Genomic DNA, 13,792 nt, shown 5'->3' with positions numbered 1-13,792 from the left:
CCATGATTGTAGTATCTGTTTTGAGCTTTTTAAATTGTTCTACCGCTAATTATGAATGTTTTCAGTCTGTCAATTACACATGAGGAGTATTAAACTATGATCATTAAAGAAAAAATTATTGAAATAATAGAAGCGGATGAGTGGATGATGGGGATTTTACACACGGCTAAGCGTCTTAACTTACCTGATTGGTGGATTGCTGCAGGTTTTGTTCGTTCAAAAGTTTGGGATGCATTGCACGGAATCACCGAACGGACATCAATCCCTGATATCGATGTCATTTATTTTGATAATAAAAAACTCGATAAATCACAAGAAAAGAAATACGAGAGTTTATTATTCTCGTTTATGCCTGAAGTTCCATGGTCTGTGAAAAACGAGGCGAGAATGCACCAACGGAATGGGCTTCCACCTTATCAATCTTCTGTTGATGCAATCTCTAAATTTCCTGAGACGGCTACAGCAGTCGGTGTGAAAGTAGATGAGAGAGGTAAGGTCGTATTAGCGGCACCTCATGGTATAGAAGATTTAGTTCAGTTAAAAGTTAGGCCGACACCGTTTTTTATAGAGTCAGATGAAAGAATGGAAATCTATCAAGCAAGAGTCCAACAGAAAAACTGGAAAGAAACTTGGGGGAATTTATCCATAAAATTATAAAGCCATCCGGAACTTAACACGGAAGTTCCAGATGGTCTAATTAATAAACTTTGTAAGTCTGTCCTGTTTGTTTACCGTTGACACTTTTACGGAATGCCAACGCAACCTGCTTAATTGAGACAGGCTCAAACCCTTGGAATGTATCGCGATGTTCTTTTGACGCTTCTGAAAAGACGTTTGGGCTGACACTATTGATTCGTAACCCTCTCGGCAACTCGATCGCTGCTGATTTGACAAAGCCTGTAATCGCACCGTTTGCCATGGCGGATGACGTTCCTTTAGGGATAGGATCATCCATTAAAATGCCTGTCGTTAACGTGAAGCTTCCTCCGTCATTTACATAATCCACGCCAATTAGAACGAGGTTGATTTGTCCTTTTAATTTGCTCTCGATACCAACATCATTCAATTCAGGCGTCAATTCCTCCAAGGGAACAAAAGGAGCGTCGCCTGCCGTGCTGATTACTGCATCAACTTTCCCGACTTTCTCAAACATTTCACGAATCTGATCTGGCTTGGTCATGTCGACGTTAAGGTCAGCTCCTTCTAAAGCAGCCCCAATGATTTCATGTTCGCTTTCTAATTCTTGTTTGACAGCTTTGCCTAACAGGCCTGTTGCTCCGATGAGTAATATTTTCATAGTAACAACCTCTCTTTATTGCATCATCTACGATTATTTTAACATAGTTAATTAATTTTCCACGGGACCCGTCGATAAATCGATCGAAGCCGTCGAAAAACTGTGAGAAGCCGCCGATAAACCGTGGGAAGCCGTCGAAAAACTGTGAGAAGCCGTCGATAAATCGAACGAAGCCGTCGATAAACCGTGCAAAGCCGCCGATAAATCGCAGAGAAACCGATATTGAATCAGCAACAACGCACTTTAACAAAGGCTAAATTAAAAAACCCGAGAGTAACCAACTCTCGGGTTCAATTGTACTATTCTATTTCTTCCCACTAATCGTAACTAGTTTCTTCACGACAAAATCATCAATTCCATGGTGTCCGCCTTCTTTTCCAAATCCGGACTGTTTGATTCCGCCGAATGGTGCTTCGGCGACAGAAGGGAAGACTTCGTTGACACCGACCATTCCGTATTCCAAAGCCTCGGATACACGGAAGGTGCGGTCGAGGTTTTCGGTAAAGAAGTAAGCAGCCAATCCGTATTTTGTATTGTTGGCAGCTTTAATTGCTTCCTCTTCCGTTTTAAATGTTTGAAGCGGTAGAAGCGGGCCGAATGTTTCTTCATTCATGACTTTCATGTCATCTGTAATATTATCCAAAAGGGTTGGTTCAAAGAAGTGTCCTTCATATTCACCATCCCACTTAGTTCCTCCACAAAGAATACGGGCGCCTTTATCCGTTGCATCGTTTAAATGATCCTGTACTTTTTCAGTACCGTTTTCGTTAATTAATGGTCCGATATCGACACCGTCGTTTAAGCCATTCCCGACATTTAGCTGCTTTACTTTTTCCAATAACACTTTGCTGAATTCTTCCTTAATCGATTCTTGAACATAAACGCGGTTCGCACAAATGCACGTTTGGCCGGCATTTCTGAACTTACTTGCGAGCGTTAAATTAGCCGCTGTTTCTAGGTCCGCATCTTCGAATACGAGAATCGGTGCGTGACCACCCAATTCCAATGAAACTTTTTTCAGTTGGTCGGCACTTTCACGCATTAAGTACTTTCCGACTTCAGTTGATCCAGTAAACGTAATTTTACGGACTTTATCATTTGTTAAAAAGGCTTCACCGATTTCTTGTGCTTTTCCGGTCACGAGGTTGAATACGCCTTTTGGAAGACCAGCTTTCTCGAAAATTTTCGCAATCTCGATCGCAGAAAGTGGTGTTTCCATCGCTGGTTTCAATACAACTGTACATCCGGCTGCCAAAGCAGGGCCGCATTTACGTGTAATCATCGAGGAAGGAAAGTTCCACGGTGTAATCGCACCGACAACCCCGATAGGCTGAGGCAAGACAAACTGTCGATTACCTTCACGGGATGCAGGAATCAATTCCCCATATATACGATTTGCTTCTTCGGAATACCACTGTAAGAAACTAGCCGCACCTTTAATTTCACCTTTTGCTTCTTTTAGCGGCTTTCCTTGTTCGAGTGTCAAGATTTCGCCTAATCGATCGACGTCTTCCATCATGAGCTCATACGCTCGGTACAAAATTTTTGATCGTTTCCGAGGACTCATTTTTGACCATTCTGGAAAAGCTTCATAAGCAGCGTCGATGGCATCCGTCGCATCATCGAAATCTCCATTTGAAACTTCAGTTAGTTTCTCTAAAGTAGTTGGGTTATCGACAACTTCCGTTTCACCAGACTTTGCTTCTCTCCATTCACCATTTACAAAAATACCTTTAGTGTTTGCATCAAAGGTTGTCATGGACATACCTCCCATTGCTTATTTGTCTTCACCTGACCAAGCCGGCAGCATCTTGTTTAACTTTTTATCTTTTCGATAACCGAGAACATAATCTGCTTGCATCAGTGTATGGATTTCTCGTGTGCCTTCATAGATGACCGGTGCTTTGGAGTTTCGTAAGTATCGTTCCACTGGGTATTCGCTTGAATAACCATAAGCACCATGGATTTGAACGGCGTCATCTGCTGCTTGGTTCGCAAAATCACAAGCCTGCCATTTGGCGAGTGACGTTTCGCGTGTGTTGCGAACTCCCTTGTTTTTCAATTCCCCTGCACGGTAAACGAGTAAACGGCTCATCTGATAGCCGGCTTCCATTTTCGCGATCATTTGTTGGACGAGCTGATGCTTACCGATTGGTTTGCCGAATGTTTCACGTTCGTGGCAGTAGTTCACACTAGCCTCAATACACGCTTGGATGAGTCCACACGCACCAGCGGCAACCGTAAATCGACCATTGTCTAATGCAGACATCGCGATTTTGAAGCCTTCACCTTCTTCGCCAAGCAGATTTTCTTTCGGTACTTTAATGTTATCAAAAAAGATCTCTCCGGTGTTACCCGCACGAATTCCGAGTTTTCCTTTAATCCCTTTGGATGAAAAACCTTCCATTGTTCGTTCAACGATAAAGGCAGAGATCCCTTTATGTTTTTTATCTTTACTATCCGTATAAGCGAAAACGAGGAAGTTGTCGGCAACATCACATAAGGAAATCCATGTTTTTTGGCCATTTAAAATATAATAATCGCCGTCTTTTTTCGCCGTCGTAGACATTGCGGCAACATCCGATCCGGCACCGGGCTCCGTCAATCCAAAGGCACCGATTTTTTCACCCTTCGCTTGAGGTACCAGATACTTTTGTTTCTGGTCTTCGTTTGCCCATTGCATGAGTGTCATGCTGTTCAAGCCAGTATGGACGGAAACGGCTGTCCGGAAAGTGGTGTCGCCGCGTTCCAATTCTTCACAAACGATTGCCAGTGAGTTATAGTCCATGCCACTGCCGCCGTATTCTTCCGGTACACAAACGCCCATTAAACCAAGATCGGCAAGCTTCTTCCAAATTGCTGGGTCAAAGCTACCTTTTTCATCCCATTCAGCCATGTAAGGCATAATTTCTTTGTCGACGAAATCCCTCGCCGTTTGTCGTAGCATTTTCTGTTCATCACTAAATTCAAAATTCATGTTCATTCCTCCTATATAATATGGTTCTTTTTCATTTGCTCAATTTCCTCTGTTGAATATCCGATTGTTTGCAGAAGTTCTTCGTTATGCTCACCGGCAGATGGTGGGTACGATTGATACTGCACCGGTGTCTTAGATAATTTTAATGGGCTGCCGACGAGCTTGATGTCTCCTGCAACAGGATGTTCTTGTTCGATAAACATGTCACGGTGCTGCAGCTGTGGATCTTCCGTTAACTCACTTAGGTTTTGGATCGGTCCGCATGGAATATTGTTTTGCCGGCAAACTTCCGTCCAGTGAGCGGTTGATTCTTGTTTGAACAGGTCATTTAAAATAGGACTGAGCTGTTCACGGTTCTCGACGCGCTTGGCGTTCGTCTGAAAGCGAGGGTCTTCAGCCAGCTCCGAATGCCCGAGGAATTTGGTTAACTGAGCGAACTGTCGGTCATTTCCAACTGCAATGACGAGACTGCCATCACTCGTATCAAAAGTTTGATAAGGAACAATATTGGCATGATGATTCCCGAGTCGCTCTGGAATTTTCCCAGCCATCAAGTAATTGCTCGCAATGTTAACGAGTGAACTGACAGCAGAATCATAAAGGGATATATCGATTTTTTGCCCCTCACCAGACTGGGTGCGTTCCAATAAGGCACCTTGGATGCCAATACACGCATAGAGCCCTGTCAAAATGTCCGTGATGGCGACACCGACCTTCTGTGGACCTGATTCCTCCGTCCCTGTAATACTCATCAAGCCACTCATTGCTTGAATAATAAAATCATAGCCAGGAAAATCCTTATACGGTCCGGTTTCACCAAACCCTGTTATCGAGCAATAGACAAGTCCAGGGTTGATTTTTTTCAACTCGTCATACCCTAGATTCAGTCGATCCATCGTACCCGTCTTGAAATTATTGATAACGACATCACTCTCTTTGACGAGCTGATGAATCAACCGCTGACCTTCTTCCGATTTCAAGTTAACAGTAAGGCTTTTTTTATTCCGGTTCGCACAAAGGTAATACGCACTGACTCCTTCTTGAAAAGGAGGTCCCCAACCGCGCGTCTCATCACTACCACCAGGCGCTTCCACCTTGACGATTTCAGCGCCGAGGTCGCCCAAAATCATCGTACAATAGGGACCGGCAAGTACCCTCGACAAATCGAGAACACGAATACCTTCCAATGTGTTACTCAGCTTGATCACTCCTCTCATTCAACATCAAACATAAAAGCCATTAAAAAAAGCCAGCACAAAGTGATTAGTCATCCGACTAAAAACAATGAACTGGCTTCACATTCGCCTTGCATCTCCTCGGCAACAAGGAGTTTCGGCTATGGAACAGTTTTAGTTATTAAAGTATTTCAGCATCCAAGGGAGAATAACTGCTTGTGACAGTTTAACCTTGGTTTGTTATCTATTTTACAATATTCAGAAAAAAATGCAATGATGAATTGGGAAGTTTTTCGGTGAAGTGCTTTGGAAGGCTCATATTATTTTCTTTTGGTCGCATATCTTCCAGAGTTGGTCGCATAACCGAAGAAGAAGGATGCATATCCGCCACAAGAAGGTGCATATTTCACCGAAACGGGCGCATATGACACATGGATCACTGCCGAGAATCCGTAAGTTAAGCTCAATTTTACATTTACATAAAGGCTCATATTTTCAAAGATTCGTCTCATATTATTCCTGCCAGGGCGCATATTCACCGAAACTGGTCACATAATACAACACGCAGGGAGCATATCCGCAAGTCCTGGGCGCACATTCCACAATTCCGGGCGTATATAATCTACGCCCACTGGCCTTCTAAAGCACCACTTTCCCTCCAATAGCGCTCTCCCAATCAACTACTAGCTTTACGCTGTAAAAAATAATAAAGCATCGATGCGAGTTTGAAATTTTTATAAGGAATGCCTGTCATTCGTTCTACTTTATTGAGTCGATAAAGTAAGGTGTTTCGGTGAACGAAAAGTTGTTCTGCCGCCTCGCTAATATTCATATTGCATTCCAAATAAGTCGTGAAGTTCTTGATCAACTCTACGCTAGCCGGATCGTCCATCAATGGCTGAAAGAGCATTTCAAGTGATTCGTCTAGTAGATGGGTTGATCCGTCATAAAATAGATTCGCAAGTATATCCGGATCTAGACAATGATAGGCTCCACCATTTAAACCGTTTTTCTTTGCGAAACGAATAAGTAGATCCGCCTTTTGGTAGGAGTTTGTCAATTCACCGATGGATGAGACGAGAGGACCTGCAGCAATGGAGACTTCTTTAATCGATAAACGATTCGCTTGTTCCGAGAAACGTTTTGCTTGTGTAACGAATTCTTTCAACTGCTCTTTATAATCTTCAATTCCATAGGATGGTTTGCACAAGACAATGCGGTCATTATTCAAAAAAGCGCATAAATCATCATGATTGTTGAATATATTTTTCATAAGGTGAATGAAGCGGTATTTAATTTCATCTAGTGTTAACGTTTTTTGGTTAATTGTCGACAATGAATGACCAAAATCTGCCACGATGATAAAACGAGTTTTCGAATGAGGTATATCCATCATGTCACAGTATTCAATAATTTTTTCTTTTTCAGCATCTGGTTTAAATAAGACATAATGCAAAAATGTTTCCATATGGCTGATCTCAAATGTACGACGTTGTTGGTGTGCAGCTTCGTTCCACATCATTTCAATGTAACTTTTTACTAACAGGGCATACGGTTCAACTTCTTTTGGATCTCCAATGATTCCTAAAACACCAATCGTCTCAAAATCAAAATGGAGTGGAACCGCTGCTCCGGGATATATATTTTTTGAATGATCGGTCGTTTCTTCGTCAAACAGGACAAGTTTATTCTCCATGATGACTTGTTGTGAAGGTTCATGGAATGTGCCAACCCGACGTGAATTGGAATCTCCAACAATTAATCCTTTATCATCTGTAAGACTTATAGAAAAAGGCAGTATATTTGAAACCGCTTTCACAGCTCTTTGTGCAAACTGTACAAATTCGTTCACCTTACACACTCCGTTCAACTGACAATTTATATTTATTTTACCATGAAACAAAACATTTTTAATAGTGGTAATTTTCATTTATTTTATGCAGGTTAACCATAGTCAACTCCTTAATACTTTTTGTACGATAAAAAGAAACAATATTCTGACAATGAGGAGGGAGCTTCATGAGACAGACAGATCTCATTATTATCGGTGGAGGCGTAATCGGTTCCAGCGTTGCTTATCATTTATTAAAAGAAGGCTTTGAAGGTGAAATATTAATTTTTGAAAAGGATTCTCTTTATGAATATTCATCCACACCACGGAGTGCCGGGGGAATCAGGCAACTGTTTACGACTGGCATCAACATTCAGATCAGTCGCTATTCATTGCAAAAATATTTGACGTTTCCAGAAGATATGGCTGTGAACGGGGAGCCAGCAGAAATTGATTTTAGACAACACGGATATTTCTTTTTAGCGCAAGACGAAAACTGGTCTGAATTAAAAGCGCAAGCAGAGTTGCAACGGAGTTATGGCGTGCCATCAGAACTGTTAACACCTGACGAACTACAAAATGTTATTCCTGAATTAACGACTCATGACTTAGTTGGTGGATTGTATTGCGCTGAAGACGGTTATTTGGATCCGTATTCGGTGATGCAAGGTTACGCCAAAAATGCAAAGCAATTAGGTGCGACCTTTGTTTGTGAACAAGTCGAACGTATTACGCACGAATCTGGCGTTGTCACTGGAGTAGAAACAACGACAGGCGATCGTTATCAAGCACCGTTCGTCATTAATTGTGCAGGTGGTTGGGCGGCACAAATTAGTGAAAATAGTGGTTTTCCGATCCCTGTCATCCCACTTAAACGACAAATCATCCAATTTGATACCGAAGAGCCGCTTGCTAAACAATTACCGCTGACTGTAGATCCATCAGGTGTTTATTTCCGTCATGAAGGACAATATTTCATCAGTGGTTTTAGTGAAAAAGTAACACCAGGTATTGATTTTTCTTGGAAACGTTCTTTCTTTATGGAACAGTTATGGCCGATATTAGGTCACCGCATCAAAAATTTTGAACATGCAAAAATCATCAGTGGCTGGGCGGGATTGTATGCCCATAACACTGAGGACCAAAATGCAATTGTCGGAGAACACCCTGAAGCTAAGGGCTATTACATGGCTTGTGGTTTTAGTGGTCATGGGATGCAGCAAGCTCCAGCAGTCGGCCAATGTCTTGCCGAGTTAATTCATTACGGTCAATACGAAACGATGGATTTACGTCCGCTTCGCTTTGAGCGATTCAAAGAAAATGACTTATTAATAGAAGGAGCAATTGTCTAACACCGATTTTATGAAAGGGGGATTTATACGATGCTTTATCTCAATCAGCAAACAATTGAGTCATCGATTACGATGGAAGAAATGATCGATGCGATGGAAGAAGCTTATCGGGTTTATGCGGACAAAAAATATCAAATGCCTACACGGATGCAAGTTCAACATGACTCAAATACGATGATACTTATGCCATGTATTACAGACAAAGCAATTGCAACGAAATTACTCACGTCTTTTCCGGAGAATAAAGATAAACCTGTCATTCAAGGACTCGTTATTTTAAACGATAGTCAAAACGGTGAAGTGTTAGCGATTATGGACGGAAACTTTATTACTGGGTTCCGAACGGGAGCGCTTGGTGGAGCTGCCGTACGAAGACTCGCAAAACCAAATGCTGAACGGCTGGCGGTAATCGGTGCGGGTGTCCAAGGATTTTATCAAACGTTAGCCGCTTGTGCAGCACACCCTTTTAAGGAGATTTATATATCGAACCGCACGTATGAAAAGTTGGAACCTTTAATTGAGCGTTTGCACGAAAGGTTACCTGATGACATAGTCATTTATCCTTGTCATTCCGCTGAGGAAGCGATTCAGCACGCAGATGTCGTTATTACTGCAACGTCTTCCCATGACCCGGTATTGCCTGATAAACAGGAACTATTAAAAGGCAAATTGATTATCGGCATCGGTTCTTTTCAACCAACGATGCGTGAATTTCCACAACAGTTGTATGCCCTATGTGATCACTTTTTCGTCGATAGTGAAGACGCGATGAAAGAAAGTGGCGATGTCATTCAAGCGATTGAATCCAATTGGTATGTGAAAGAAGACATCCAGCAATTTTCGGATGTCATTCAAATAAACAGTTTTGATGCAGAAGAATACTGGAGAAATCATCCAGAGGGGAGTGTGGTCTTTAAGTCGACTGGAATGGGATTATTTGATGTTGCTGCAGCGAATGTGATTCATGACAAAGTGATGTTAAGTGAAGTGGGTACCAAACTTGAATGATCAGTAAAGGCTTAGCCTAAAAAAAAGGAGATTTTCGATGAATATAATATTAACGGAATTCATCATCTACTGTTTGATCATCATGGCCATTGGTTATTATTTCAGCAAGCAAAGTAAATCACAGTCCGATTTCTTATTAGGAGGGAAAAAGCTTCCAGGTTGGGCGCTCGCATTTTCCGAACGGGCAACTGGTGAATCAGCCTGGCTACTACTCGGGTATACCGGATTTGTATTCACTGCAGGGTTATCGGGTGTTTGGGTTGCAGCTGGTATTGCTTCAGGTATTTTATTTTCTTGGCTATTTCTTGCCAAGCGATTTAAAGATGAAGCAGAAAAATATAATGCTCTTACATTGCCAGATTATTTAGCGAAACGTTTTGGTCAGAAGGCAAACATGATTCGTTGGTTAGCAGGTATTTTGATCGGTGGATTTTTAATGTTTTATGTCGGCGCACAAATGGCCGGTGCAGGAAAAATGTTACTGACAACGTTTGATATTCCACCTGTATGGGGTGTCATTCTATCAACGGTTGTCATTATCGCCATCGCTTTTGCGGGTGGTTTCATCTCTGTCGTTTGGACAGATATGATTCAAAGTGTCATGATGGTCATTACATTAGTCGCACTTCCGATTGTCGCTTTCGCCCACATTTTTGCCAACGACATTTCTGTCAGCGCAGCGCTTGTTGAAGCTGGTCCTACCTTTGATAAATGGTTTGGCGGTGTGACAGGCTTCTCGCTCGGCGTGTTATTCTTCACAAACTTCTCTTGGTTCTTCGGATTTTTAGGTGGGCAACCGCAGCTAAGTGCACGATTTATGGCACTGCGAAATGACAAAGAAGTGAAACAAGGAAGAAATGTTGCGATCCTATGGACCGTATTGGCATACACTGGTGCATTCGCCATCGGTATTGCAGCGATTGCTCTCTATGATCAAGGAAGTTTCGGGGATGTTGAAACATTACTGCCGACGATGATTTTACAGTTCATGCCTCCATGGATTGCTGGATTACTATTAGCCGGCGTGTTGGCGGCAATTATTTCAACAGCAAACTCTCAGTTAGTCGTTGTAACGGGGTCTGTGACGGAAGATATCATCAACCAAGCTTTAGGCATTAAGCTAACGCAAAAACAATTGTTGTGGTTATCTCGTTTTTCTGTGCTGTTTTTCGGTGCCATCGGAATGGTCATTGCACTCGTATCTGAATCATTGCTTTACCTCGTAGTTGGTTGGGCGTGGGCTGGAGTCGGATGTACATTGTCACCGGCAATTATCATGGCGTTCTTCTGGAAAAGATACTCCAGTGCTGGTGTGATTGCGACAATCGTTTCTGGTTTGCTATCGACCGTGTTATGGATCAGCACGCCACTAGAAGAAATGATGACTTCTCGTTTCACAACATTCTTCATCGCGTTATTCTTCGGGATTGTCTTTAGTCTATTGATGCCTGATAAAGCAGCTGCGGTTGAAGAAGATATGAAGGAAGTGGCTAATTAAACTTTAATAGAACGTTAACATGTGAAGTAGTTTGATTAAGGGCTAATGAAATTTATGCCTTTAATCGAACTGCTTTTTTATTTAACAGAAATATACCATGAAAGCTTAACTAATGTTTGTTTAACTATTCTGAAAATGATGTTATTATAGAACCATTGAAATGAGGTGAAACAGAATGGAAAGGTTGCGTAATTTAGCCCCTGATCAAAAGTAAAAAACTCCAGGAGGCTAAAAATGATAAAAGACAATAAAAACTCAAAAATAATACCGTTTTATGGTTCAACAAATCCTGATTTATTTGAAATTGAACGTAGATGTATAGATAGAGAGGGAAAAGTGATTGAATTCCTGGATCGCATTTTACCTGATGGGAATTTGTTGGATGTCGGTGCTGGGAATGGATTCACAGCGGAGAAGCTAACGAATGGACACCGTCACATCATTGCAGTGGAACCAGATGAAAAAATGATTGACCGAAATAAAAGACTCATATGGTCTAACGGCGTGGCACAGTCAATTCCATTTCACTCAAAAACATTTGATGCAATGTATTCGACTTGGGCTTTCTTTTTTGATGGGATTACGGACCTTGATGACGGATTAAAAGAAGTTGAACGAGTTGTAAAAGATGATGGAATAATTATTATTGTAGATAACTACGGAAACGACGAGTTTTGTTCTTTATCTACACAAGATATATCAAGTAATGTTTCTAAATGGGTGCAACGAGGATTTGACTATCATGTTATTCATACGGAATTTATCTTTGATTCGATTGAAGAGGCAAGAAAGCTACTAACTTTCTATTTTGGTGAAAAAGGTACACAAATTGATCAAACCAGAATCGAATACAAAGTAGTTGCCTATACGAAGCGAAAAACGACTGTTAATTGACGCTAAGTAAAAAAAGAGCAGCGGATTATAACGTAATCCACTGCTCTTTTTGAATTGATTCATTTGAAAATTTTATTCAAATCTCATTCTATTTTTCCATAACTTCGTCAATCATACCGTATTCTTTTGCTTTTTCAGCAGACATGAAGTTGTCGCGGTCTGTATCGCGCTCAATTACTTCAAGCGGCTGACCTGTACGATCCGCAAGAATTTGGTTGATTTTTTCACGCATTTCAATGATTCGTTTTGCGTGAATCTCAATGTCAGAAGCTTGACCTTGTGTACCACCTAATGGTTGGTGAATCATTACTTCAGAGTTTGGTAGCCCATAACGTTTTCCTTCAGCACCTGCCGCAAGCAAGAATGCACCCATAGATGCAGCCATACCTACACAGATTGTAGAAACATCTGGCTTGATGAATTGCATTGTGTCATAAATCGCCATACCAGCAGTGATGGAACCACCTGGTGAGTTGATGTATAAAGAAATATCTTTGTCAGGATCTTCCGCTGCTAAAAATAGCATCTGTGCGACGATCGAGTTGGCAACGTTGTCATCAACCGGTCCACCTAGCATAATGATACGATCTTTTAGTAGACGGGAATAAATATCGTAAGCACGTTCTCCGCGGTTCGTTTGTTCAATAACTGTAGGGATTAAATTCATTCCATTCACTCCTTTTAATTTCTTTATTCAATTTAATCTTACCTCTTTGGTCAAATAAGGTCAAACAAAAAGTTCACTCTTTTTGACTTTATTCATGAAGTTGATTTCTTATGTAGGTCCATATTCAATGTTCCCAACTAATTGACCATTTAAACGTTAAGTAGGCGCATAAAAATATTAAGTTTCTTTCAAAATATACAATTTTATGATAGACTAAATTTTGGTTTTTAAAAATCAAATCTTGAAATTAACATATAGCCAACGTATAATTTTTACTGCACTGCAATTCATTTTATCACAACATATTTCTCCTCGTGGTGTAAAGGATAACACACAAGATTCCGGTTCTTGCGATGGGGGTTCGATTCCCTCCGAGGAGGCTGTTAAAAACTCTGCTGCACATTTTGTGTTGTGGAGTTTTTCTATATAGTTGGGATGAGCCCTAACTGTTGAAACAGCCGCTCTGACTGTTGATAAACGGACTCTAACTGTTGAAACAGCTGCTCTGACTGTTGATAAACGCTTTCTAACTGTTGAAAAAGTCTCTCTAACTGCTGATAACCGCGCCCTAACTGTTGAAAAAGCCCCTCCAACTGTCGATAAAAACCCCCAACGACTAACTAGCACACATCAAATTCCTCAATTCAAAAATTCAAACTCATAAATTCACCAAAAGAACACATAGCTAAGATTAATCAATTCACTTTTCGGGTATCAGTTCGATATAATAGCATTAAGAACTTAATTAAGGGGCAAAACACCATGCGTAAAACGAAAATGGTTTATTTTTATACAAAACACAACTGTAAATTATGTGAAGAAGCGAAGCAGATGCTGCAAATTTTTCAATCGGAGTATAATTTCACGATTGTCGAACAGAATATTTATCAGGATGAGCGGTTATTGGAATCTTATTTTCTGACCATCCCGGTGATTCGAGTCGACGATGATGAGTTAACAGCTGAAGATCTTTCATTCGTGACGGTTGAAAATTTTTTGGCCAAAAATCTAAAGGGTTAGGGATTTCTTATATATAAAAGAAATTCCTTAGCCTTTTAGTTGTGGCTCTCACTTGTTTTTTGTATACTAGAGT

At 41.1% G+C, this 13,792-nt stretch carries 13 protein-coding genes and 1 tRNA gene; 7 read left to right on the top strand and 7 right to left on the bottom strand.

All coding sequences use genetic code 11. The annotated features are described in order from the left end of the window. Window positions 1-96 precede the first annotated feature (96 nt). Complete coding sequence (locus FPQ13_RS03420; RefSeq protein WP_144087918.1) at window positions 97-657, top strand: nucleotidyltransferase family protein; 561 nt, start codon at window positions 97-99, stop codon at window positions 655-657. 40 nt (window positions 658-697) lie between these two features. Here the strand turns inward: FPQ13_RS03420 and FPQ13_RS03415 are convergent, their stop codons facing one another. The 6 genes from FPQ13_RS03415 to FPQ13_RS03395 form a co-directional block, all read right to left on the bottom strand. Beyond that, on the bottom strand, window positions 698-1,297 hold the full coding sequence (locus tag FPQ13_RS03415; RefSeq protein WP_144087917.1) for a short chain dehydrogenase: 600 nt from the start codon (window positions 1,295-1,297) through the stop codon (window positions 698-700). A gap of 304 nt (window positions 1,298-1,601) precedes the next feature. Continuing rightward, window positions 1,602-3,056 (bottom strand): NAD-dependent succinate-semialdehyde dehydrogenase, encoded by a 1,455-nt coding sequence (locus FPQ13_RS03410; RefSeq protein WP_144087916.1) that lies wholly within the window; start codon window positions 3,054-3,056, stop codon window positions 1,602-1,604. An 18-nt stretch (window positions 3,057-3,074) separates the two neighbouring features. Further along, window positions 3,075-4,274, bottom strand: a complete 1,200-nt coding sequence (locus FPQ13_RS03405; RefSeq protein ID WP_144087915.1) for an acyl-CoA dehydrogenase family protein — start codon at window positions 4,272-4,274, stop codon at window positions 3,075-3,077. An 11-nt stretch (window positions 4,275-4,285) separates the two neighbouring features. Further along, window positions 4,286-5,473, bottom strand: a complete 1,188-nt coding sequence (locus FPQ13_RS03400) for a CaiB/BaiF CoA transferase family protein (RefSeq protein WP_144088008.1) — start codon at window positions 5,471-5,473, stop codon at window positions 4,286-4,288. 296 nt (window positions 5,474-5,769) lie between these two features. Continuing rightward, window positions 5,770-5,961, bottom strand: coding sequence for a hypothetical protein (locus tag FPQ13_RS13375; protein WP_186279536.1), 192 nt, complete (start codon window positions 5,959-5,961; stop codon window positions 5,770-5,772). 164 nt (window positions 5,962-6,125) lie between these two features. Further along, on the bottom strand, window positions 6,126-7,301 hold the full coding sequence (locus tag FPQ13_RS03395) for a CdaR family transcriptional regulator (protein ID WP_186279535.1): 1,176 nt from the start codon (window positions 7,299-7,301) through the stop codon (window positions 6,126-6,128). Window positions 7,302-7,468: 167 nt separating this feature from the next. Between FPQ13_RS03395 and FPQ13_RS03390 the strand changes: the two genes are divergently transcribed. The 4 genes from FPQ13_RS03390 (at window position 7,469) to FPQ13_RS03375 (ending at window position 12,032) form a co-directional block, all read left to right on the top strand. Next, window positions 7,469-8,632 carry an NAD(P)/FAD-dependent oxidoreductase gene (locus tag FPQ13_RS03390; protein ID WP_144087913.1) on the top strand — a complete coding sequence of 388 codons (1,164 nt, stop codon included), beginning with the start codon at window positions 7,469-7,471 and terminating at the stop codon, window positions 8,630-8,632. 30 nt (window positions 8,633-8,662) lie between these two features. Then, a complete protein-coding gene (locus FPQ13_RS03385) occupies window positions 8,663-9,640 on the top strand; it encodes an ornithine cyclodeaminase family protein (RefSeq protein ID WP_144087912.1) in 978 nt (325 codons plus the stop codon). A 37-nt stretch (window positions 9,641-9,677) separates the two neighbouring features. Further along, window positions 9,678-11,138 (top strand): sodium/proline symporter, encoded by a 1,461-nt coding sequence (locus tag FPQ13_RS03380; RefSeq protein ID WP_144087911.1) that lies wholly within the window; start codon window positions 9,678-9,680, stop codon window positions 11,136-11,138. A 234-nt stretch (window positions 11,139-11,372) separates the two neighbouring features. Continuing rightward, window positions 11,373-12,032, top strand: coding sequence for a class I SAM-dependent methyltransferase (locus FPQ13_RS03375; RefSeq protein ID WP_144087910.1), 660 nt, complete (start codon window positions 11,373-11,375; stop codon window positions 12,030-12,032). 88 nt (window positions 12,033-12,120) lie between these two features. Here FPQ13_RS03375 and clpP read toward each other — a convergent pair whose 3' ends face one another. Beyond that, window positions 12,121-12,699: an ATP-dependent Clp endopeptidase proteolytic subunit ClpP gene (clpP, locus tag FPQ13_RS03370; protein WP_144087909.1), complete on the bottom strand. Its 579-nt coding sequence runs from the start codon at window positions 12,697-12,699 to the stop codon at window positions 12,121-12,123. Window positions 12,700-13,007: 308 nt separating this feature from the next. On the opposite strand from clpP, the gene FPQ13_RS03365 reads away from it, so the two are divergent. After that, window positions 13,008-13,079, top strand: a tRNA-Arg gene (locus tag FPQ13_RS03365). A gap of 382 nt (window positions 13,080-13,461) precedes the next feature. Next, entirely contained in the window at window positions 13,462-13,719 is a 258-nt protein-coding gene (locus FPQ13_RS03360; protein ID WP_144087908.1) for a glutaredoxin family protein, read from the top strand. Window positions 13,720-13,792 lie beyond the last annotated feature (73 nt).

Origin of the sequence: Allobacillus salarius, assembly GCF_007559425.1 — a bacterium.
Lineage (GTDB): Bacteria > Bacillota > Bacilli > Bacillales > Alkalibacillaceae > Allobacillus > Allobacillus salarius.
Note: the sequence above shows the minus strand (reverse complement) of the source record. Positions and strands in the feature narration are given on the sequence as shown.